20 protein-coding genes are annotated in these 19166 nt (G+C 29.1%); 14 read left to right on the forward strand and 6 right to left on the reverse strand.

Annotated features, from left to right (window positions below; genetic code table 11):
* Window positions 1-3 precede the first annotated feature (3 nt).
* Genes leuS through ELQ11_RS01625 form a run of 12 tightly spaced genes read left to right on the forward strand, consistent with a single transcriptional unit; the run spans window position 4 to window position 13114 of the window.
* Window positions 4-2433, forward strand: coding sequence for a leucine--tRNA ligase (leuS, locus tag ELQ11_RS01570; RefSeq protein WP_126219443.1), 2430 nt, complete (start codon window positions 4-6; stop codon window positions 2431-2433).
* A complete protein-coding gene (lptE, locus tag ELQ11_RS01575; RefSeq protein WP_002860199.1) occupies window positions 2430-2942 on the forward strand; it encodes an LPS assembly lipoprotein LptE in 513 nt (170 codons plus the stop codon). The genes leuS and lptE overlap by 4 nt, the downstream gene beginning before the upstream one ends.
* Window positions 2926-4323 carry a hypothetical protein gene (locus ELQ11_RS01580; protein WP_134225112.1) on the forward strand — a complete coding sequence of 466 codons (1398 nt, stop codon included), beginning with the start codon at window positions 2926-2928 and terminating at the stop codon, window positions 4321-4323. Before lptE ends, ELQ11_RS01580 begins: the two co-directional genes overlap by 17 nt.
* A complete protein-coding gene (locus tag ELQ11_RS01585; RefSeq protein WP_126222467.1) occupies window positions 4289-5473 on the forward strand; it encodes a folylpolyglutamate synthase/dihydrofolate synthase family protein in 1185 nt (394 codons plus the stop codon). Before ELQ11_RS01580 ends, ELQ11_RS01585 begins: the two co-directional genes overlap by 35 nt.
* The gene (locus ELQ11_RS01590) at window positions 5460-6362 is read left to right on the forward strand and encodes a M23 family metallopeptidase (RefSeq protein ID WP_002870533.1); all 903 of its coding nucleotides are present in this window, start codon (window positions 5460-5462) and stop codon (window positions 6360-6362) included. The genes ELQ11_RS01585 and ELQ11_RS01590 overlap by 14 nt, the downstream gene beginning before the upstream one ends.
* On the forward strand, window positions 6299-6694 hold the full coding sequence (locus ELQ11_RS01595) for a polymer-forming cytoskeletal protein (protein WP_002868630.1): 396 nt from the start codon (window positions 6299-6301) through the stop codon (window positions 6692-6694). The genes ELQ11_RS01590 and ELQ11_RS01595 overlap by 64 nt, the downstream gene beginning before the upstream one ends.
* Window positions 6694-9630, forward strand: coding sequence for a DEAD/DEAH box helicase (locus ELQ11_RS01600; RefSeq protein WP_126235747.1), 2937 nt, complete (start codon window positions 6694-6696; stop codon window positions 9628-9630). Before ELQ11_RS01595 ends, ELQ11_RS01600 begins: the two co-directional genes overlap by 1 nt.
* A gap of 1 nt (window position 9631) precedes the next feature.
* The gene (locus tag ELQ11_RS01605) at window positions 9632-10393 is read left to right on the forward strand and encodes an ATP-binding protein (protein WP_052949316.1); all 762 of its coding nucleotides are present in this window, start codon (window positions 9632-9634) and stop codon (window positions 10391-10393) included.
* On the forward strand, window positions 10390-11076 hold the full coding sequence (locus ELQ11_RS01610; RefSeq protein WP_052949317.1) for an endonuclease III domain-containing protein: 687 nt from the start codon (window positions 10390-10392) through the stop codon (window positions 11074-11076). The genes ELQ11_RS01605 and ELQ11_RS01610 overlap by 4 nt, the downstream gene beginning before the upstream one ends.
* Window positions 11073-11885 carry a bifunctional hydroxymethylpyrimidine kinase/phosphomethylpyrimidine kinase gene (gene thiD / locus ELQ11_RS01615; protein WP_126210772.1) on the forward strand — a complete coding sequence of 271 codons (813 nt, stop codon included), beginning with the start codon at window positions 11073-11075 and terminating at the stop codon, window positions 11883-11885. The genes ELQ11_RS01610 and thiD overlap by 4 nt, the downstream gene beginning before the upstream one ends.
* Window positions 11875-12507 carry a thiamine phosphate synthase gene (gene thiE / locus ELQ11_RS01620; RefSeq protein ID WP_053872792.1) on the forward strand — a complete coding sequence of 211 codons (633 nt, stop codon included), beginning with the start codon at window positions 11875-11877 and terminating at the stop codon, window positions 12505-12507. The genes thiD and thiE overlap by 11 nt, the downstream gene beginning before the upstream one ends.
* Window positions 12485-13114 carry a uroporphyrinogen-III synthase gene (locus tag ELQ11_RS01625; protein WP_002870540.1) on the forward strand — a complete coding sequence of 210 codons (630 nt, stop codon included), beginning with the start codon at window positions 12485-12487 and terminating at the stop codon, window positions 13112-13114. The genes thiE and ELQ11_RS01625 overlap by 23 nt, the downstream gene beginning before the upstream one ends.
* On the opposite strand, the gene ELQ11_RS01630 is transcribed toward ELQ11_RS01625, so the two are convergent.
* From ELQ11_RS01630 to fliW, 5 genes are read right to left on the reverse strand one after another with little or no spacing between them, the layout of a single operon-like run.
* On the reverse strand, window positions 13111-13563 hold the full coding sequence (locus ELQ11_RS01630; RefSeq protein WP_002870542.1) for a hypothetical protein: 453 nt from the start codon (window positions 13561-13563) through the stop codon (window positions 13111-13113). The genes ELQ11_RS01625 and ELQ11_RS01630 overlap by 4 nt on opposite strands.
* Complete coding sequence (locus tag ELQ11_RS01635; RefSeq protein WP_002870543.1) at window positions 13560-14222, reverse strand: hypothetical protein; 663 nt, start codon at window positions 14220-14222, stop codon at window positions 13560-13562. The genes ELQ11_RS01630 and ELQ11_RS01635 overlap by 4 nt, the downstream gene beginning before the upstream one ends.
* Complete coding sequence (locus tag ELQ11_RS01640; RefSeq protein WP_002855822.1) at window positions 14219-14521, reverse strand: transformation system protein; 303 nt, start codon at window positions 14519-14521, stop codon at window positions 14219-14221. The genes ELQ11_RS01635 and ELQ11_RS01640 overlap by 4 nt, the downstream gene beginning before the upstream one ends.
* On the reverse strand, window positions 14518-15249 hold the full coding sequence (locus ELQ11_RS01645) for a pyrroline-5-carboxylate reductase (protein ID WP_002870544.1): 732 nt from the start codon (window positions 15247-15249) through the stop codon (window positions 14518-14520). The genes ELQ11_RS01640 and ELQ11_RS01645 overlap by 4 nt, the downstream gene beginning before the upstream one ends.
* Window positions 15249-15638 carry a flagellar assembly protein FliW gene (gene fliW, locus ELQ11_RS01650; RefSeq protein ID WP_002852982.1) on the reverse strand — a complete coding sequence of 130 codons (390 nt, stop codon included), beginning with the start codon at window positions 15636-15638 and terminating at the stop codon, window positions 15249-15251. Before fliW ends, ELQ11_RS01645 begins: the two co-directional genes overlap by 1 nt.
* Before the next feature lie 160 nt (window positions 15639-15798).
* On the opposite strand from fliW, the gene ELQ11_RS01655 reads away from it, so the two are divergent.
* Together ELQ11_RS01655 and lon are read left to right on the forward strand one after the other, a co-directional pair.
* On the forward strand, window positions 15799-16446 hold the full coding sequence (locus ELQ11_RS01655; protein ID WP_002870545.1) for an outer membrane protein assembly factor BamD: 648 nt from the start codon (window positions 15799-15801) through the stop codon (window positions 16444-16446).
* A 16-nt stretch (window positions 16447-16462) separates the two neighbouring features.
* Window positions 16463-18838 carry an endopeptidase La gene (lon, locus tag ELQ11_RS01660; protein ID WP_002870546.1) on the forward strand — a complete coding sequence of 792 codons (2376 nt, stop codon included), beginning with the start codon at window positions 16463-16465 and terminating at the stop codon, window positions 18836-18838.
* A 60-nt stretch (window positions 18839-18898) separates the two neighbouring features.
* Here the strand turns inward: lon and rpsR are convergent, their stop codons facing one another.
* Window positions 18899-19159 (reverse strand): 30S ribosomal protein S18, encoded by a 261-nt coding sequence (rpsR, locus tag ELQ11_RS01665; RefSeq protein WP_002853032.1) that lies wholly within the window; start codon window positions 19157-19159, stop codon window positions 18899-18901.
* Between the last annotated feature and the right edge of the window lie 7 nt (window positions 19160-19166).

Raw genomic sequence — 19166 nt, forward strand, 5'->3', positions numbered from 1 at the left:
TTTATGGCTTATGAAGCAAGTTTAATAGAAAAAAAATGGCAAAAAATTTGGGATGAAAATGAATATTTTGAGCCAAAAGATGATTTAAATTTGCCTAAAAAATATATTTTATCGATGTTTCCTTATCCTAGCGGGCGCATTCATATGGGGCATGTAAGAAATTATACTATAGGTGATGCTTTGGCAAGATATTATCGCAAGATAGGTTTTAATGTTTTACATCCTATAGGTTTTGATAGTTTTGGTATGCCTGCTGAAAATGCAGCTATTAAACATAAAATTCATCCTAAGTCATGGACTTATGAAAATATAGCTTATATGAAAAAAGAGCTTTTTTCTTTAGGTTTTTCTTTTTCTAAAAAAAGAATGCTTGCTACTTCAGATCCACTTTATACAAAATTTGAGCAAGAATTTTTTATTAAGATGTTTGAAAAAGGTTTGATTTACACTAAAGAAGCAAATGTAAATTGGTGTGAACAAGATCAAACGGTTTTGGCTAATGAGCAAGTTGAAGATGGAAAATGTTGGCGTTGTGGTCATGAAGTGGTGCAGAAAAAAATGCCAGGTTATTATGTAAAAATCACTTCTTATGCTGAGGAACTTTTAAAAGATTTAGAAAAATTAAAAGATAAATGGCCTAATCAAGTTTTAACTATGCAAGAAAATTGGATTGGTAAAAGTGAAGGTTTAGAATTTTCTTTAAATTTAGACGAAGAAAGCAAGCAAAAAGCCAAAGAAAGTTCTTTAGAAGTTTTTACTACAAGAGCAGATACAATTTATGGAGTTTCGTATATCGCTTTAGCTCCAGAACATAAGATCGTTCAAAATTTGCTTTCGCAAAATTTATTAAATCAAGATGTATTAAATAAAATCAAAGCTATTCAAAATCAAAGCCCAAGAGAAAGACAAAGTTCTGAAAAAGAAGGTTATTTTCTAGGAATTTATGCCATTCATCCTTTAAGCGGAGAAAAAATTCCTTTGTGGGTGGCTAATTTTGTCTTGGCTGATTATGGTAGTGGAGCGGTTATGGCTGTTCCAGCTCATGATGAAAGAGATTTTGAATTTGCAACAAAATATAATCTTGCCATCAAACAAGTTATTCAAACTCAAGAAAATTTACCTTATACGCAAAAATCAGGAAAATTAATCCATAGTCAAGAATTTGATAATCTTGATTGTAATGAGGCAAGATTAAAAATTATTTCTCAGTTTGAAGCTAAAAATATAGGAAAAAGGGTTGTAAATTTTAAAATTCGTGATTGGGGTGTTTCACGCCAAAGATATTGGGGTGCGCCTATTCCTATGATTAAATGTCAAATTTGTGGTATAGTGCCTCAAAAACTAGAAAATTTACCTATTACCTTACCTGAAGATGTGCAAATTACAGGTGAGGGTAATCCACTTGATAAACATCCAACTTGGAAAAATTGCATCTGTCCAAAATGTGGCAAAGAGGCTCAAAAAGAAAGTGATACTTTAGATACTTTTTTTGAAAGTTCTTGGTATTTTGCACGTTTTGCAAGTGATGAGAAAACTTGGCAGGAAAAAGCTTTAGATGAAAAAAGTGTGAAGTATTGGATGAGTGTGGATCAATATATAGGCGGTATTGAACATGCAATCTTGCATTTACTTTATGCGAGATTTTTCCAAAAAGCTTTAAGAGACTTGGGTTATTTAATACAAAATGAACCTTTTGATAGACTTTTAACTCAGGGTATGGTGTTAAAAGATGGTGCTAAAATGTCAAAATCAAAAGGCAATGTTGTAGATCCTGATGAGATTATAGAAAGATACGGTGCTGATACCGCAAGACTTTTTATACTTTTTGCTGCGCCTCCGGCTAAAGAGCTTGAATGGAATGATGATGCGGTTGAAGGGGCTTATAGATTTATTTGTAAACTCTATGATAGGGCGCAAAATATTAAAAAAGGTGAGCTTGTAGAATTAAAACACGAAAATTTAAATAAAGAAGAAAAATATGCAAGATTAAAGGTATATGAAGCTTTGAAAAAATCCTTTGAAGTTTATCATCAAAGTTTTGCTTTTAATACTTTAATTGCAGCTTGTATGGAGGCTTTAAATGCTTTAGCGCTTTGTAAAAATGAAGCTTTGGAGCAAGAGGCTTTTTATATTATTTTAAATATCTTAGAGCCTATCATTCCTCATGTTTGTTTTGAGCTTAGCGAGGAGCTTTTTAAATGTAAAAATTTCAAAAAATTAGAACTCAAAGAAGAGGTTTTTGTAAAAGATACTTTAAATTTAGCTGTAAGTATTAATGGTAAAAAAAGGGCTGAATTTGAAATTTCAAGTAGTGCGAGTAAAGAAGAAATTTTAGCTTTTGCAAAAGAAAATACTGCTAAATGGCTTGAAGGTAAGAGTATAGTTAAAGAAATTTATGTGGAAGGAAAGCTAGTTAATCTAGTGATTAAATGAAAAAGATTTTAATTTTTTGCATAGGTTTATTTTTAGGTGCTTGTGGATATGTTCCTACATCAAAAATCGCTAATAATATTTTCGATGAGAAAGTTTATGTTAATGTTGAATTAAGTCAACAAGACCCAAAAAATAGTATCTATGTTGCCGATACTTTAAAAGAAATGGTAATTTCAAAATTAGGGCGTAAACTTGCTTTAAAACACGAGGCAGATGATGTAATTAATGTTAAAATGAATAATTTAGAATTTATTCCTTTAGCTTATGATAAAAATGGCTATGTTATTAGTTATAAAGCTAAATTAAATTTAGATTTTAATGTTGTCTTTAAAGATGGTTCAAGTCAGGCTTTTAGTACAAGCGGAAGTTATAATTTTGAAATTTCTCCAAATAGTATTATTAGTGATTCTGCAAGGTATGAGGCTATTCGAGCAGCTTCAAGCGAGGCATTTGATGAGTTTATTTCCGTAATTGCTATTAAAGGGCAAAAACGTGATTCCAAATACTAATGAAATAGCAAAGCAAACTTTAATTGCATTAAAAGAAAGAAAACTAAAACCAACTCCTGAAAATTATACGGAAATTTTTGAAGAATTATCTTTAAAATATGGTATCACAAGCTCAAATAAAGTTAAACTTGACAAATACAAAACCTTGCTTTTACCGATTTATCAACAAGAATTAAATTCTAAAACTATAAGAAGTTTAGAAGAACTAATTAGTTTTTTAATTTCTGTTTTAAATAGACAAAGCGGAAAACAATTTAGTGAATTTTTTGATTTTTTATATACTATATCTAAAACTTTGCAAATAAGTAAAGATAAAAAGATAAGAGATTTGGCTAAGGTGACTTCGATTAGAATTTCTAAAACTATGGATAGTGAAAGTATTTACTTGCTTACTAAAAAATGGAAAGAGCTTGAAAGAAATTACGATGAAAATGACTTAGAAGAACAAGCTCGTAAATATGGCATTAGCAAATATGATGATTATGATAGCGTGATTAAAAAACTCTTAGTTAAGCTTGAAGAGCGTAGTTATGAGCACTTTAGTGAATTATTATGTCTGGGTTTAAATCCTTCATTGGTGGAAGATTTAAAAATTCAAGGTTTTATACAAAATTTAACGCAAAAACCTTTTGTAATAGGCGAAGAAAATTTTAAGAACGAATTAATGGAATTTATCAATCATCGCATAATGGTCGATAATATGTATGTTCAAAAAAATTTAAATTTTTTTAATGATAATTTAAAAAAAATCTATGAATTGCTTGTCTTACTTAATAAATCAAATGAACAAAACATGGATTTTATCAATACCTTAAAACCAGATGAAAATGGGGAAGTAAAACTTAGTTTTGAGGATTTAAAACTAAAATTTAAACAACTTGGAGAAAAAATTACATCTTTAAATAATCAAATTGAATTCACACAAAGCTTAGAGGAGAGAGAGGCTTGGAGTGTTCTTAAAGAGCTTGATAAAATGGATGAAAATTTTAATAAGTATAAAGTTAATTACTCTTTAGCTTTATTTTCTATAGTAAATTACCGTTTCATTATGGAAAAATATGGTATGGGAAGTTTGAATGAAATTTTTGTTCGATTTAAAAAAATTTTAAAAGATTCTTGTAGCGAATTTGATGAACTGTGGATGATAGATGAAAAGAGTTATTTGATTGTTTCGCCAGGAAAAAGCAAAGATGAAATTACACAGCTTGTAAATACAAATCTTAAAACTATAGAAAATTTTAGATTTATTTATAAGCAAGATATTATAACCCCTAAAATTCACGTGGCTTATCTTGATAAGCAAAGTAAGCCAAGTATTAATATTTTAGATGAGTTAATAAAGCAAATTGCAGCGGTTAATGAACAACATAATGAAAGTTGAGAATTTTTTAGCTCAAAAAAGTATAAATTACGATAAAATTGATCGTTTTTTGATGTTTAGAATGTATGAAAAATATAAGAAATATTTTAAAAATATTCCTATAATTCAACTTATAGGCACAAATGGTAAAGGTAGCACGGGTAGATATTTAACCCAACTTTTAGAAAATTTAAATTATAAAATAGGGCATTATACTAGCCCGCACATTTTCAGTTTTAATGAAAGATTTTATCTTGATGGTAAGATTGCGAATGATGAAGAATTAGAACAAGCTCATATAAGACTTGAAGAAATTTTTAAACAAGACTTGCAAAAATTAAGTTATTTCGAATATGCTACTTTTTTAGCTATGATTTTATTTCAAAAATGCGATTTTATTGTTTTAGAAGCAGGAGTGGGTGGAGAATATGATGCTACTTCTGTTTTTGAAAGAAGAATGAATATTTTTACAAGAATTGGATTTGACCATATTCAAATTTTGGGCAATTCTTTAGAAGATATTGCAAGAACCAAGCTTAAAGTTATGGCGCCTATAGCACTTATAAGTGATGAGCAAGAGCAAAATGTTTTAAATTTAGCAAAAAAAATTGCTTTTTTAAAAAAAGCTAATTTGCAAGTTTCTTCCTTAAATCCTTTTTTGAAAGAAAAATTTGAGATTTATTGTAAAAAGTTTGTTTTACCTTGTTTTTTAAAGCATAATTTAAAGCTTGCATTAAAGGCTTGTGAAATTTTAACTTCGCAAGAAAAAACCTTAGAAGCTTTAAAAAAGTTACAAGAGTTAAATTTACAAGGAAGATGCCAAGAAATTTCTCCAAATTTTTTTGTTGATGTGGGTCATAATCCCATGGCTGCTAAGGCTATGCTTGATAAATTTCAAGGAGAAAAAATAAATCTTATTTATAATACTTATTTGGATAAGGATATTTTTCAAATTTTAAATGTATTAAAGCCTATTATTGATACAATACAAATATATAAATATAAAAGTTCAGAACGAAAGCTGGCTGATGATGAAATTTATAGTATTGCATCAAAGCTAGGCATACAATGTAAAGAATTTGTAAAATTAGAAGAAAATAAAAAAAATCTAGTTTTTGGCTCTTTTATGCTGGTAGAAAATTTTTTAAAGGAGTGGTGTGGTAAAAAATAAATTCACTATTACCATTACAGATATTAACGGTTCAAGACATTTTTATTTAAATCAAATAATCAAAAAAATAGTTTTTTATACTATTGCTTTTATTGTTTTATTTTTAGTTTTTAGTGGTTTTTATATCAAATATCTCGATAGCAAACTTAGTGATATCAGCGAAAAGCGTGAGGAGCTTTTGAAAAAAAGCAAAGAATTGGAATTATCTAATTCGCAAATGCAAAAAAGCATAGAAGAAAAAACTCAGCAGTATGCAGCTATAGAAGATAAAATAGCTTCTTTTGAAGAGGCTTTAGGCTTAGAAGCAGAAAATAATCTTACAATTAGTGCAAGACTTGATAATCTTCAGCTTACCAATGAGCAGCAACTTGAAATTTTGGGACAAATTCCTAATGGATGGCCTATTGAAAACAAAGGCATTACGGGAAATTTTGGCTGGAGAGAGCATCCGCTTTTAAAAAGAAGGGAATTTCATCCTGGCATTGATTTAAGAGCAGAAATTGGTACTCCTATTTATGCACCAGCAAGTGGAGTGGTGGAATTTTCAGGTTATAGTGATAATGGCTATGGCTATAATGTAATTTTATTGCATAATTTTGGTTTTAAAACAGTATTTGCTCATATGATGCGCAAAGAAGTAGTCAAAGCGGGTCAATTTGTTAATAAAGGGCAGTTGATAGGTTATAGTGGCAATACAGGTCTTTCTACGGGACCGCATTTGCACTATGAGGTAAGGTTTATTAATAAAACTTTAGAACCTTTGTATTTTTTAAATTTGCAAAGAAAAAATATGAATGATTTTTTTAATCAAGAAAGGAGAGTTCCATGGCAATCTTTAATAAAGGCGGTATCAGCCCAACATCCAGCTCTAGCTCAGAAACAACAGTAATTTCTTCAGGTGCAAGAATTGAGGGTAAATTTTATTTTGCTTCTATGCTTCATGTTGATGGAGAGTTAAGTGGTATTATTCATTCTGAAAGTATTGTAGTTATCGGAAAAAATGGAAATTTAAAAGGTGAATTACAAGCAGATAAAATTGTAGTAAATGGATATTTTGAAGGGCAGCTTGAGGCTAATAGTTTAGAAATTTTAGCGGGCGGAGTTGTTAATGGCGATATTTCAACGCAAAAAATTTCTATAGAAAATGGCGGTCGCTTTAATGGAACTAGTAAAATTAAAGAAGATACTATCAAACTTATTGAAAATAATAACGAAGAATAATGCAAGCTTCATTTTATGAATACTTACAAAATTCAAAAATTTGTGAACTTTTGCTTTGTAAAGATGAGAAACAAGCAGATTTACTTGCTCAAGTTTCACGATTTAAGGGGTTGAAAACCTTTGTTTTACCTGATTTTAGGGCACAGTTTGGAGATGATTTAAGGGCTTTTTCTAAAGAACTTTTTGATCTTTGTAAGATTTTAAATGCTTATCATAAAGAAGAAGGAAAAAAAATCCTTATTTCTCCTTTAAATACTGTTTTAAAAAAACTTCCTTCAAAAAAACATTTACAAAATTATCATATCGATAAAAAACAAAATTTTAATTTGAAATTTTTTGAAGATGAAATTTCGAGATTAGGATACGAATTTGTAGATATAGTTCAGGATAAAGGCGAAATTTCAATTCGTGCGGATATTATTGATATTTTTTGTATTAATGAAGAAAATCCTATTAGAATTTTACTTTTTGGTGAAGAGATTGAAAGTATAAGATATTTTGATTTGCAAAGTCAAAAGTCTATTCCTAATGAACTAGAACATTTTGAAATTTGTCCTTTTTTAAAATATTTTGACAAAGAAAATTATGAAATTTTTAAGAACAAATTAGAAGATTTTCAAAGCGATACTTTAATACATGATATTAATTCTTTAGGATTTTGGTGCATTGATGATTTTTTTGATTATTTAGAGCTTGATTTTTTAGCTTGTGAAAAGTTTGATATTAATGAATATGAAAAAGATATAAGTTTTGTGAATGCAAAAATTTTACCTCAAGCTAAAAAATTTAAAGAATTGCAAAGTTCTTACAATAAAGATTTTTTTGAATTTCATAAAAATAAAAAAATCACACTTTTAGCTAAAAACGAAGCTTTATTTAAAGCTTTAGAGCTTGAAGATACTCAAAATATCTATTTTGTAAAAAGTGATTTAAGGCTTAATCTTATTAGTCCTGAAGAGCTAATCATTTCTTTAAATCAAAAAGAAAAACAAAAAACAAGAAAAAAAGCTAGTTTGATTATAGATGAGCTTAAAAATGGGGATTATATAGTACACGAAGATTATGGGGTAGGTAAATTTTTAGGTCTTGAGATGATAGTGATAAGCGGAGCAAAAAAAGAGTTTGTTGCTATAGAGTATCAAAATTCTGATAAGCTTTTATTACCAGTGGAAAATCTTTATTTGATTGATAAATATTTGGGCGTGAGTGGATCTATTCCAAGTTTAGACAAACTAGGTAAAACAAGCTTTATTAAACTTAAAGAAAAATTAAAAACTAAACTTTTAGCCATAGCTTCTGAAATTGTTATTATGGCGGCTAAAAGATCTTTAGTGCAAGCAAAAAAAATCACAGTGGATTTAAGTAGACAAGCTGATTTTATAACTAGTGCAGGTTTTAATTATACAAGTGATCAAGATAAAGCCTGTCATGAAATTTTGCAAGATTTTCAAAGTGGAAAAGTCATGGATAGGCTTTTAAGCGGTGATGTGGGTTTTGGAAAAACAGAAGTCGCTATGAATGCTATTTATCCAGTAGTTAAAAGTGGATTTTGCGCATTTTTATTTGCGCCTACAACTTTGCTTTCTCATCAGCATTATAAAACCTTAAAAAAGCGTTTTGATCCTTTTGATATAAAGGTTTTTAAACTTGATCGCTTTACAAGTAGTGCAGAAAAAAAACAAGTTTTACAAAATTTAAAAGAAAATAAAGCTTGTGTAGTTGTAGGAACTCATGCGCTTTTAAGTGTAGAATGTGAAAATTTAGCTCTTGTTATTATTGATGAAGAGCATAAATTTGGAGTGAAGCAAAAAGAAAAGCTTAAGGAAATCACTCAAAATTCACATATTTTATCCATGTCAGCAACCCCTATACCAAGAAGCTTAAATCAAGCTTTAAGTTCTATAAAATCTTATAGTGTTTTGCAAACTCCACCAGAAGATAGAATGGATGTAAGAACTTTTGTCAAAGAAAATGATGACGCACTTTTAAAAGAAGCTATAGCAAGAGAGTTAAGACGTGGTGGGCAAATTTTTTATATTCATAATCATATTGCAAGTATAGAGCAATGCAAAAAACATTTATTAGAACTTTTTTCTACTTTGCGTATTTTGATTTTACATTCTAAAATTGATGCTAAGGTGCAAGAAGAAGAAATGTTGAAATTTGAAAACAAAGGATATGATTTGCTTTTAAGTACCTCTATCGTAGAAAGTGGGATTGATTTACCTAATGCAAATACTATCATAGTAGAAAAAAGCGATCGTTTTGGCATGGCTGATTTGCATCAATTGCGTGGGCGTGTAGGAAGAAGTGATAAGCAAGGTTATTGTTATTTTTTAATCGAAGATAAAAATGCTATCACAAAAGATGCTTTAAAGCGTCTAGTTTCTTTAGAAAGTAATTCTTTTTTAGGCGCAGGTTCTGTTTTGGCTTATCATGATCTTGAAATTCGTGGCGGTGGAAATTTATTAGGCGTAGATCAAAGTGGACATATCGAGCAAATTGGATATAGTTTATATCTTAAAATGTTAGAAGATGAACTTAATGCTTTAAGTAAAAATGAAGTGGATCAAAAAGAAAATAAACTTGATTTAAAACTCAATGTTAATGCCTTTTTAAACAGCGAACTTATCAGCGAAGATCGCTTAAGATTAGAACTTTATAGAAGACTTAGCAAGTGTGAGCAAGTTCATGAGGTTTATGAGATCGAAGGTGAAATTGAAGATCGCTTTGGAAAACTTGATGTTTATACTAAGCAATTTTTATCTTTGATTATCATTAAAATTTTAGCTTTAAATAAATTTAAAAGTATTAGCAATTATGAGCAAAATATTCAATTTACTGCTTTAAATGATGAAAAAGAACTCATCAAAGCAAAAAGCAAAGACGATGATGATATTTTAGAGGCAATTTTAACGCATTTAAGAAAGGCTTAAAATGGATTGGAATAAAACTTACGCAGCAATTTATAGAGCAAGAAAAGACTATTTAAAGCCTATTTTTGAAATCGATCCTATCACTTTAAAAGATTTAGTAGGTATGGAAAGTCAAAAAAAAGCACTTTATGAAAATACTTTAAATTTCATTCAAAATAAAGGAGCAAATCACGCACTTTTATGGGGATCTAAGGGCACTGGAAAATCAAGTTTAATTAAAGCTATATTTAATGAATTTAAAGATCAGGGCTTAAGACTTGTTGAATTAAATAAAGAAGATTTATTTGCCTTAGCAGATATCATCGATGAAATCAGATTAGAAAATTTTAAATTCATACTTTTTTGTGATGATTTTTCTTTTGAGAAGGGAGATGATAGTTATAAATTTTTAAAACCTTTGCTTGAGGGAAGCATAGAAAAAGCCCCAAATAATGTAATTATTTATGCGAGTTCAAATCGCAGGCATTTATTAAGTGAAAGCATTATTGATAATCTTGATACGCAAATTGCACATACAGAACTTCATTTAAGCGATGCTGCTGAAGAAAGATTAAGCTTGAGTGATAGATTTGGTTTGTGGTTAAGTTTTTATCAGGGAAATTTAGAAGAGTATTTAAAGATGATAGATTTTTATTTTAAAGATTATTCTTGTGATAAAGAGCTTTTACACGCTAAAGCTAAAGAATTTGCTACTCTAAGAGCAAGTAGAAGTGGTCGTACTGCAAAGCAATTTTATTTGGCTTTTAAGGAGAATTTTAAATGACTGGAGCACAAATTTTTACCAAGCTTTTAAATTTGGATTTAAATTATCATGATTTTGATTGGCTTGAAAATCAAGGATTGAGTGAATTTGAGCTTTTAATTTCTGTGATTTTAACTCAAAATACAAATTGGAAAAATGTCTTAAAAGCTTTAGAAAATTTAAAAAAAGAAAATATTGCAAGCTTAGAACAAATCAATGCTTTATCCAATTTAGAACTTGCAACTTTAATTAAGCCTAGCGGATTTTATAACACCAAAGCCAAGCGTTTAAAAGGCTTAGTAGAAAGTATCATAAACACTTATGAAAATTTAGAAAATTTTAAAACAAATGTAAGCAGAGAGTGGCTTTTAAATATCAAAGGTTTGGGTTTTGAAAGTGTTGATGGTATTTTAAATTATCTTTGTAAAAGAGAGATTTTGGTTGTAGATAATTATAGTTTGCGTTTGGCTTTTCACTTAGGCTATGAGTTTGAAAATTATGAAGAATTAAGAGAATTTTTTCAAAGTGGTATAGAAAGTGAGCAAGAAAATTTGTGTAAAATTTTAGGGAGAAAATGCGAACTTTACGAACTTTATCAAATTTTTCATGCTTTGATCGTAGCTTTTGCAAAACAGAGTTTTAAAGGACAAAAATTAAGCTCTAAGGGTGAAGAATGGATCAAAATTTTAAAGGAAGATTTATGAAAGCAAAAGGAAGCGAACTTATACCTGTTTTAACTATAGCAGGGAGTGATTGTAGTGGTGGAGCAGGGATACAAGCCGATCTTAAAACCTTTAGTGCGCACAATCTTTTTGGTATGAGTGTGGTTTTAAGTGTGGTAGCTGAAAATACCGCAAGGGTGATTTCTGTACACGATATACCTACTCAAATCGTAGATGAACAAATGCTTGCCGTGTTTGAAGATATAGTGCCAAAGGCAACTAAAATCGGAATGATAGGTTCTTGTGAATTAATGAGCTGTGTAGCTAAAAATTTAAGCGAGTTTAAACCTCAAAATATAGTGATTGATCCTGTAATGTTTGCTAAAAATGGTTATGCTTTAATGCCTCAAGAAAATTGTGATTTTTTCAAACAAACCATAGTAAAATTTGCAGACATTCTTACGCCTAATATTCCTGAAGCAGAGTTTTTATGTGGTTTTAAGATTGCCAATGAAGAGCAGATGATAAAGGCAGCTAAGCATTTATGTAGCTTGGGAGCTAAGGCAGTTTTACTTAAAGGCGGACATAGTGAAGAAAATGCCAATGATGTGCTTTATGATGGAAAAGAAATTTATATTTTAAAAGGCGAACGCATAGAAACTAAAAATACTCATGGTACAGGTTGTACGCTTTCTTCGGCTATTGCTAGTAATTTAGCTAAAGGCAAGGATTTATTTCATGCCGTTAGTGAAGCTAAAGAATATGTAAGAAATGCGATTTATTATTCACTCAATCTTGGAAAAGGTTGTGGTCCTACAAATCATTTTTTCAAGTTTTTAGATGAAAAATAAATTAGATCTTAGTCTTTATCTAGTTGCCTCTCAGGGAAATAAAAGCGAGGAGTGTTTTTTAAATACTTTAGAAAATGCTATAAAAGGCGGAGTGAGTATCATACAACTTCGTGAAAAAGAGCTTAATGCAAGAGAATTTTATAAACTAGGTTTAAAGGTACAAAAACTTTGCAAGGCCTATAAAATACCTTTTTTGATTAACGATAGAGTGGACATAGCTTTAGCCTTAGATGCTGATGGGGTGCATTTAGGGCAGGAAGATTTAGAAGTAAAACTAGCTAGAAAGCTTTTAGGAGATGAAAAAATCATAGGCTTAAGCCTTAAAAAGCTAGAACAACTTGAGTTTATACAGGGAGCAAATTATCTAGGTTGTGGAGCTATTAAGGCAACACCTACTAAAGAAAGTTCGCTTTTAAGTCTTGAGCTTTTAAGTCAAATTTGTGATAAAAGTCCTATAGGGGTTGTAGCTATAGGAGGGATTGATAAAGAAGCACTTGTTGAGTTAAAGGGTATAAATTTAAGCGGTGTGGCTGTGGTTAGGGCGATCATGGATGCTAAAGATGCTTTTTTGGCAGCTAAAGAGCTAAAGTGTAAAATCTATGAAAATTTACCTCTTAAATGAAACTCCTTTTGAAGGGGTGGAAAATCTTATTTTAAATGAGATTGTTTTTTATGATTTTAGTGTGGATTTGAGTTTATATGATGCTTTAATCTGCACCTCAAAAAATGCTTTAAAAGCTTTGCAACATGCAAAAATCACTTTAAATTTCAAACTCAATTTATACGCTGTGGGACAAAGTACAGCTCAATACGCTAAAAATTTAGGTTTTAAAAAGATTAAAATTCCATCAAAGGCTTACGGAAAAGATCTTTTTCTTGAATTTAAAGAGGAATTAAAAACGCAAAAATGTTTGTATTTAAGGGCTAAAAATATTGTTTCGACTTTAAATTTGGATCTTAAAAATGCAGGTGTGGATTTAGATGAAATGATTGTTTATGAAAATGTTTTTAAAAAAGGTGATAAAAAACTTACTCATCCTGCTATTTTTATATTTACCTCTCCTTTAAGTGTAGAAAATTTTTTAAAATTTTATAGCTTAAAAGAAGAAGATAAGGTTGTAGTTATAGGACAAAGCACAGCAAAGAAACTTTTAAATTTTAAAAATCTTTATATATGCGAAAATCAAAGTCTTTTAGAGTGTGTTAAGCTTGCTAAGACTTTGGTTTAATTTTTTAAATTCCAAAAATTTTCTTTGGGATAAATAATAATGCTTTTTGTGAGTAAAATTTCATCATTGACATTTTTATCACGATTTAAAGCAATGCTAATGTGGGCTATAATAACACCATCTTTGCTTAAATTTGCATCGGGATTAAAGTTGGAAAATTTAAAATTAACACATTGTGCAATAGGATAAAAGTATTTTATTTTAATCAAAGCTTTTGCGTAATTAAAATATATATTATCTAAACATTCTTTATTTTCTTGCTTTGCTTGATATAAAAAATATTTAGAAAATTGTGTTGCATTATGACTTAAAATTTGAGCTTGAAGGTAGTAATAACTATCTTGGATTATTTTTGGAGTGTAGCTGGATATGTTTAAGGTTAAGCTCATCCATAGACTTATTAGTAATATTAAAAAAATTGTCCAAATTAAAACATAAGCTTTTTTCATAGTAAAATTCTTTTTTCAAGGCAATATGTTGTTTGTCTTTTTAGGCAAATTTTTAATTTATTGTTTTGCAGGTTAAATGAGCTTATGTTTTTAGAAATTAATCCTTGTTGGTTTAATTGTTCATTAAATTTTGGCTTTATTTCATATATAAGTCCTTCATTTTGCAATTTGATAACTAATTGAGCTTGCAAAGGAATAAAACTACCTGTAAAATTTGCAGATATACCATTTTCCAAGATGGATATTTTTTCAATCTTATTAATTTTATAAGCATAGCTAATATGCTCATTGTCGTTATATAAATCTTTTCTGTTTTGGAGTTGTGTTTTAAAATCAGAATGAGGTGAATAAAGTGTATGATTATTTTCTAAAATAAGAGCAGAGTTAATAAGATAAAGTTTATTATCTTTTAGGCTAATTAACTCATCTTTTAAAAGACATTTTAATGTATTTTGTGAAAATGTAATATTAATACAATTTTGTATTAATTTTTCTATTTTAAGCAAGTTTAAATGTGTTTGAGTGATAAGATTGTTTGTATGTAAAGCAGTGAAATTTAAATGATAAAAATCCATTAAAGGTTTTGAAAGTAAGCTAGTTATAAAAGTAAAAAGTATTAGTGATATTATAAGTTCAAAAAGTGTAAAAGCTTTGCTCATTCTTTAAAATAAACGCTATAATTTTGATCTTGAAAGTATAATTTTTGAAATTGAAATATACCATCATTAACAAACTGTTCTTGTAAAACTATAGGTTTTAAGGCTGAAGTTTGAAGTATGATGGTTTTAAAAATGGGCTTTTCATATAATTCTTCTTGAAGTTTATAGAGTCTTTCAAAAATATTTAAATTTTCATAGTTTTTGTAAAGTTGAGTATAGTAATAAAAAATACCAATGAAAATTAAAGATATGATCGTTATAGCACTAATACTTTCTATAAGTATGAAAGCCTTTTTCATTTAGCGCTGCTAGCATTTATGGCTTCAAAAAAACTTCCGCGAATTCCTTTTTGTTCGAGTATTTTTATGCCTTTTATTGTAACTCCGCCAGGAGAGCAAATATTTTCTTTGATAATAGCTGGATGTTCATGTTCTAGTAAAGTACTAGAGCTTTTAAATAAAGAGCGCGTAAGATTGAGACTAAGTTCTTTTGACAAACCTTCATAAACTCCAGCATTAGCAATACTTTCTGCTATAAGTGCTAAAAAAGCAGGAGCGCAGCCGCTAATCGCCATAGCTGCATTCATTTGTATTTCATTATCTAATTTATAAGCCGAGCCAAAAGTTTTTAAAATGTCTAAAATTTCATTTTCAAAATGAGAGTTTTTAAGTATATATGGTGTGGTTGAAGCCTTGTATTTAGCTGCTGTATTAGGCATTATTCTAACATAATTTTGAGCTTTGATGGTTTGTAGTTTTTCAAAATCAACATTGGCTAAAACAGAGATTAAGATACGTGCTTGTCCTTTTAGTATTTGAGCAATATTTTCTAAAGCATAGGGTTTAAATGCTAAAATAACATCTTTACCTTCTATGTTAAAATCTTTGTAAAGTAAGGTTTTAAAGCCTTCTTTGGTGAGGGCTTGAAGTTTTTCTATACTTCTTCCTACTATACAAATTTCATAATCATCTTTTAATCCATAGGCTAAGGCTGTTGCCATAGCTCCATTTGCAAGTATATAGAGCATTATTTTTTAATATAATTAGCAATTTGATCAGCTTGAAAAAAGTCCGGATAATTAACTGTATCTAGTATCACTTGTACCATAGTATTATTATCAAGATTAATGACTACTGGAGCTAGAAAATTCACTGTCGATTCTTCAATGCTTTTTGCTATGGCTACTATATTAAAAATTTTCATATTAGATTCAGGTGTTAAAGAAAGAAGCTCTTGATAATAAGTTGGTATATCAAATTCATAATCAGGTCTAATTAAATAAGGATTAATTAAAACAAAAGAAAAGTCTTTACCATCAAGACTTTTAAGTCTTACAAATACTTCATCGATAGTTGAAAATTCCATATTTTTGGTTTCTTCAAAACCTAAGATAGGGCATTTAACAGCTAGGGTCATGTTTTCTCCTCAAGTTATAATGTTTAATATTTTAACATAAAATAAGCAATAATCATTCCAAAATTTTAAATTATTTAATTAATTTTATTATAATTTTAGAAGAACATAATTATAAAATCGTTAAAATATAGATTTTTGAGAATATAAATCAAGGTGAAGTATGAAAAAAGGTATTTTTTTATTGGTTTTTTTATTGGTTTTTTTTAATGCGTGTAGTACGAAAAATGATGAAGGTTTATACAATCTTAGTGCTAGTGAGTGGTATAAGCAAATTATTAAAGATTTGCAGGACAAGGATTTGGAAAAAGCCGATGATCATTATAATGGTATGGCAAGTGAGCACGTTGCCGATCCTTTATTGGAAACTACTTTAATTATTTTAGCACAAGCTCATATGGATGAAGAGGAATATAAGTTAGCTGAATTTTATTTAGATGAATATAATAAAAAATTTGGAAATTCACGCAATGCTGATTATATTCGCTATCTTAAAATTAAAGCAAAATTTGATGCATTTGCAGTGCCAAATCGTAATCAGGCTTTAATGCTTGAAAGCCAAAAAGAAATAGATACTTTTTTGAAAGATTATCCTTATACAGAATATGAACCTTTGGTTCAGACAATGCTTACAAAATTTAATTTAGCGGTTTTTTATCTTAATAGTACTATAGAAAATCTATACCAGCGCATAGGGCATGATGAAAGTGCACAAATTTATAAACAAAGACTTCAAGAAAGTGAATTTTATCAGCAAAGTATTATCAAACCTGAGCTTCCTTGGTATAGAAGTATATTTGAAAGATTTTAATAAACAAGGAAAATAAATGCAGATTGAAGAGATACAAAATTATCCAGCAAATTTACCAGTATTGGTTGAAGATGAATTATTTTTATATCCTTTTATGATAACTCCTATTTTTATTAACGATTCATCCAATATGAAAGCTTTAGATCTTGCGATTAAAAATGATAGTATGCTTTTTGTTGCACCTTCAAGGTTGGAAAATGGAAGAAATTTTGATGAAATTTATAATTGTGGAGTGATTGGGACTATCATGCGAAAAGTTCCTTTACCTGATGGAAGAGTGAAAATACTTTTTCAAGGATATGCTAAGGGTAAAATTATAGAGCAAGTTTCTAATAAACCTTTGGAAGCCAAGATAGAACTTATAAAAGAAGACTTTTTAGAAGGAACTAAAAAAGAAGCACTTCTTGAAGTTTTAAAAGAGAAGGTAAAAAATTTGGCAAATATTAGTCATTATTTTTCTCCGGATCTTTTAAGAACAATTGAAGAAGGTTTTGATGCATCTAGGATTTGTGATTTGATTTTAAATACTGTGCGTATTAAAAAACAAGTTGCTTATGAGTTTTTTGTTTTAACAGATCTTGAGCAAAAATTAGTAAAATTAATAGATTTAATTGCTCAAGAAATAGAAGCCAATAAAATTCAAAAAGAAATTAAAAACAAAGTACATTCTCGTATTGACAAGGTAAATAAAGAATATTTTTTAAAAGAACAATTAAGACAAATTCAAAAAGAGCTTGGTTCTGATACACAAAAAGAAGATGAGGTTAGAGAATATCAAAAGCGTCTGGAGTTAAAGAAGAAATTTATGCACGAAGACGCTTATAAAGAAATCAAAAAACAAATTGAAAAATTCGAACGCATTCATCAAGATAATTCCGAAGCATCGATGATTCAAACTTACATAGAAACAGCATTAGATATTCCTTTTGAAAAAATTTCTAAGAAAAAACTTGATATTAAAGAAGTTTCAAAACAGCTCAACCATGATCATTATGCATTAAATAAACCAAAAGAACGCATAGAAGAATATTTTGCAGTTAGGGAACTTTTAGAAAAAAGAAAAATAGCAGAAAAAGATGGTGCTAAAGTTATACTTTGTCTTTATGGGCCTCCTGGCGTGGGTAAAACTTCACTGGCAAATTCTGTTTCAAAAGCTTTAAAAAGAGAGCTTATTCGTATAGCCTTAGGTGGACTTGAAGATGTTAATGAGCTGCGTGGTCATCGTAGAACTTATATAGGCGCTATGCCTGGACGTATTACCCAAGGACTTATAGAGGCAAAACAAATTAATCCTGTAATTGTATTGGATGAAATTGATAAATTAAATCGCAGTTTTAGAGGAGATCCAAGTGCGGTGCTTTTAGAAATTTTAGATCCAGAGCAAAATTCTAAATTTAGGGATTATTATTTAAATTTTAATATTGATTTAAGTAAAGTCATTTTTATAGCAACGGCAAATGATATTAGCAATATTCCTGCACCTTTAAGAGATAGAATGGAATTTATAGAACTTAGCTCTTATACTCCAAGTGAAAAATTTCATATAATGAAAAAATATTTAATTCCAGATGAGCTTAAAAAACATGGCTTAAAATCCAATGAATTATCTATTGATGATGAAACTATAGAGTTAATCATTAGTGATTATACTCGTGAATCAGGAGTTAGAAATTTGCGTCGCAAAGTGGCAGAGTTGTGTCGTAAGAGTGCTAAAAAACTACTTTTAGAAAATATTAAAAAAGTCATTATTAATACAAAAAATTTGAATGAATTTTTAGATAAAAAAGTTTTTGAAATAGAAAAAAATAATGGAGAAAATCAAGTAGGTCAGGTTAATGGTTTGGCTTGGACAAGTGTAGGTGGAGATGTTTTAAAAGTAGAGGCTGTAAAAATTAAAGGTAAAGGAGAATTAACGCTCACGGGAAGTTTGGGTGATGTAATGAAAGAATCAGCTAGAATTGCTTTTAGCATGATAAAAGTTTTAATCGATGAAGGAAAAATAAAAATACCTAAAAAAATAATTATCGATCCTAAAGTTAATGTTTATGATAGTTATAATATTCATATACATGTGCCAGATGGAGCTACTCCAAAAGATGGCCCAAGTGCAGGCATTACGATAAGCACAGCTATTGCTTCTATTTTTAGTGATAGAAAGGTTAAAGCAGATATTGCAATGACAGGTGAAATAGATTTAAAAGGAAAAGTTTTACCAATAGGTGGATTAAAAGAAAAATTAATTGCGGCTTATAAAGCAGATATAAAAATAGCTTTAATCCCAAGAAAAAATTACGAAAGGGATTTAAAAGATATTCCTAGTGAGGTTAGGGACAATATGGAAATCATTGCTGTTGATACTTTTAGTGATGTTTTAGAATATACTTTGGTTTAATTTTATTTTGAGAATAAATGTATATAAAAGCAAACTTTTTACAAGTTTGCTTTTAAAAGATTATAGTCCTTCAAAAGGATTATTGATTACTTCTTTTCTATCCACTATATAAGGGATAAGAGCTACATGTCTTGCACGTTTGATTGCAACTTCTACCATTTCTTGGTATTTTTTGCTTGTACCTGTTAAACGGCGTGGCATGATTTTAAATCTTTCAGATAAAGCATGTTTTAACATTGCTGTATCTTTATAATCAATAAATTCAACTTTTGCTTCAGTGTATTTGCAATATTTGCGAGAGTATTTTCTTTTTTCTGCCATAGTTTAT

The sequence above is a fragment of the Campylobacter sp. US50a genome (assembly GCF_004379015.1).
GTDB classification, from domain to species: Bacteria; Campylobacterota; Campylobacteria; order Campylobacterales; family Campylobacteraceae; genus Campylobacter_D; species Campylobacter_D jejuni.

Coding starts and splice junctions, on each gene's coding strand:
- leuS (WP_126219443.1), top strand. CDS start 4: ATGGCTTATGAAGCAAGTTTAATAGAAAAAAAATGGCAAAAAATTTGG.
- lptE (WP_002860199.1), top strand. CDS start 2,430: ATGAAAAAGATTTTAATTTTTTGCATAGGTTTATTTTTAGGTGCTTGT.
- ELQ11_RS01595 (WP_002868630.1), top strand. CDS start 6,299: ATGGCAATCTTTAATAAAGGCGGTATCAGCCCAACATCCAGCTCTAGC.
- ELQ11_RS01600 (WP_126235747.1), top strand. CDS start 6,694: ATGCAAGCTTCATTTTATGAATACTTACAAAATTCAAAAATTTGTGAA.
- ELQ11_RS01605 (WP_052949316.1), top strand. CDS start 9,632: ATGGATTGGAATAAAACTTACGCAGCAATTTATAGAGCAAGAAAAGAC.
- ELQ11_RS01610 (WP_052949317.1), top strand. CDS start 10,390: ATGACTGGAGCACAAATTTTTACCAAGCTTTTAAATTTGGATTTAAAT.
- thiD (WP_126210772.1), top strand. CDS start 11,073: ATGAAAGCAAAAGGAAGCGAACTTATACCTGTTTTAACTATAGCAGGG.
- thiE (WP_053872792.1), top strand. CDS start 11,875: ATGAAAAATAAATTAGATCTTAGTCTTTATCTAGTTGCCTCTCAGGGA.
- ELQ11_RS01625 (WP_002870540.1), top strand. CDS start 12,485: ATGAAAATTTACCTCTTAAATGAAACTCCTTTTGAAGGGGTGGAAAAT.
- ELQ11_RS01630 (WP_002870542.1), bottom strand. CDS start 13,563: ATGAAAAAAGCTTATGTTTTAATTTGGACAATTTTTTTAATATTACTA.
- ELQ11_RS01635 (WP_002870543.1), bottom strand. CDS start 14,222: ATGAGCAAAGCTTTTACACTTTTTGAACTTATAATATCACTAATACTT.
- ELQ11_RS01640 (WP_002855822.1), bottom strand. CDS start 14,521: ATGAAAAAGGCTTTCATACTTATAGAAAGTATTAGTGCTATAACGATC.
- ELQ11_RS01645 (WP_002870544.1), bottom strand. CDS start 15,249: ATGCTCTATATACTTGCAAATGGAGCTATGGCAACAGCCTTAGCCTAT.
- fliW (WP_002852982.1), bottom strand. CDS start 15,638: ATGACCCTAGCTGTTAAATGCCCTATCTTAGGTTTTGAAGAAACCAAA.
- ELQ11_RS01655 (WP_002870545.1), top strand. CDS start 15,799: ATGAAAAAAGGTATTTTTTTATTGGTTTTTTTATTGGTTTTTTTTAAT.
- lon (WP_002870546.1), top strand. CDS start 16,463: ATGCAGATTGAAGAGATACAAAATTATCCAGCAAATTTACCAGTATTG.
- rpsR (WP_002853032.1), bottom strand. CDS start 19,159: ATGGCAGAAAAAAGAAAATACTCTCGCAAATATTGCAAATACACTGAA.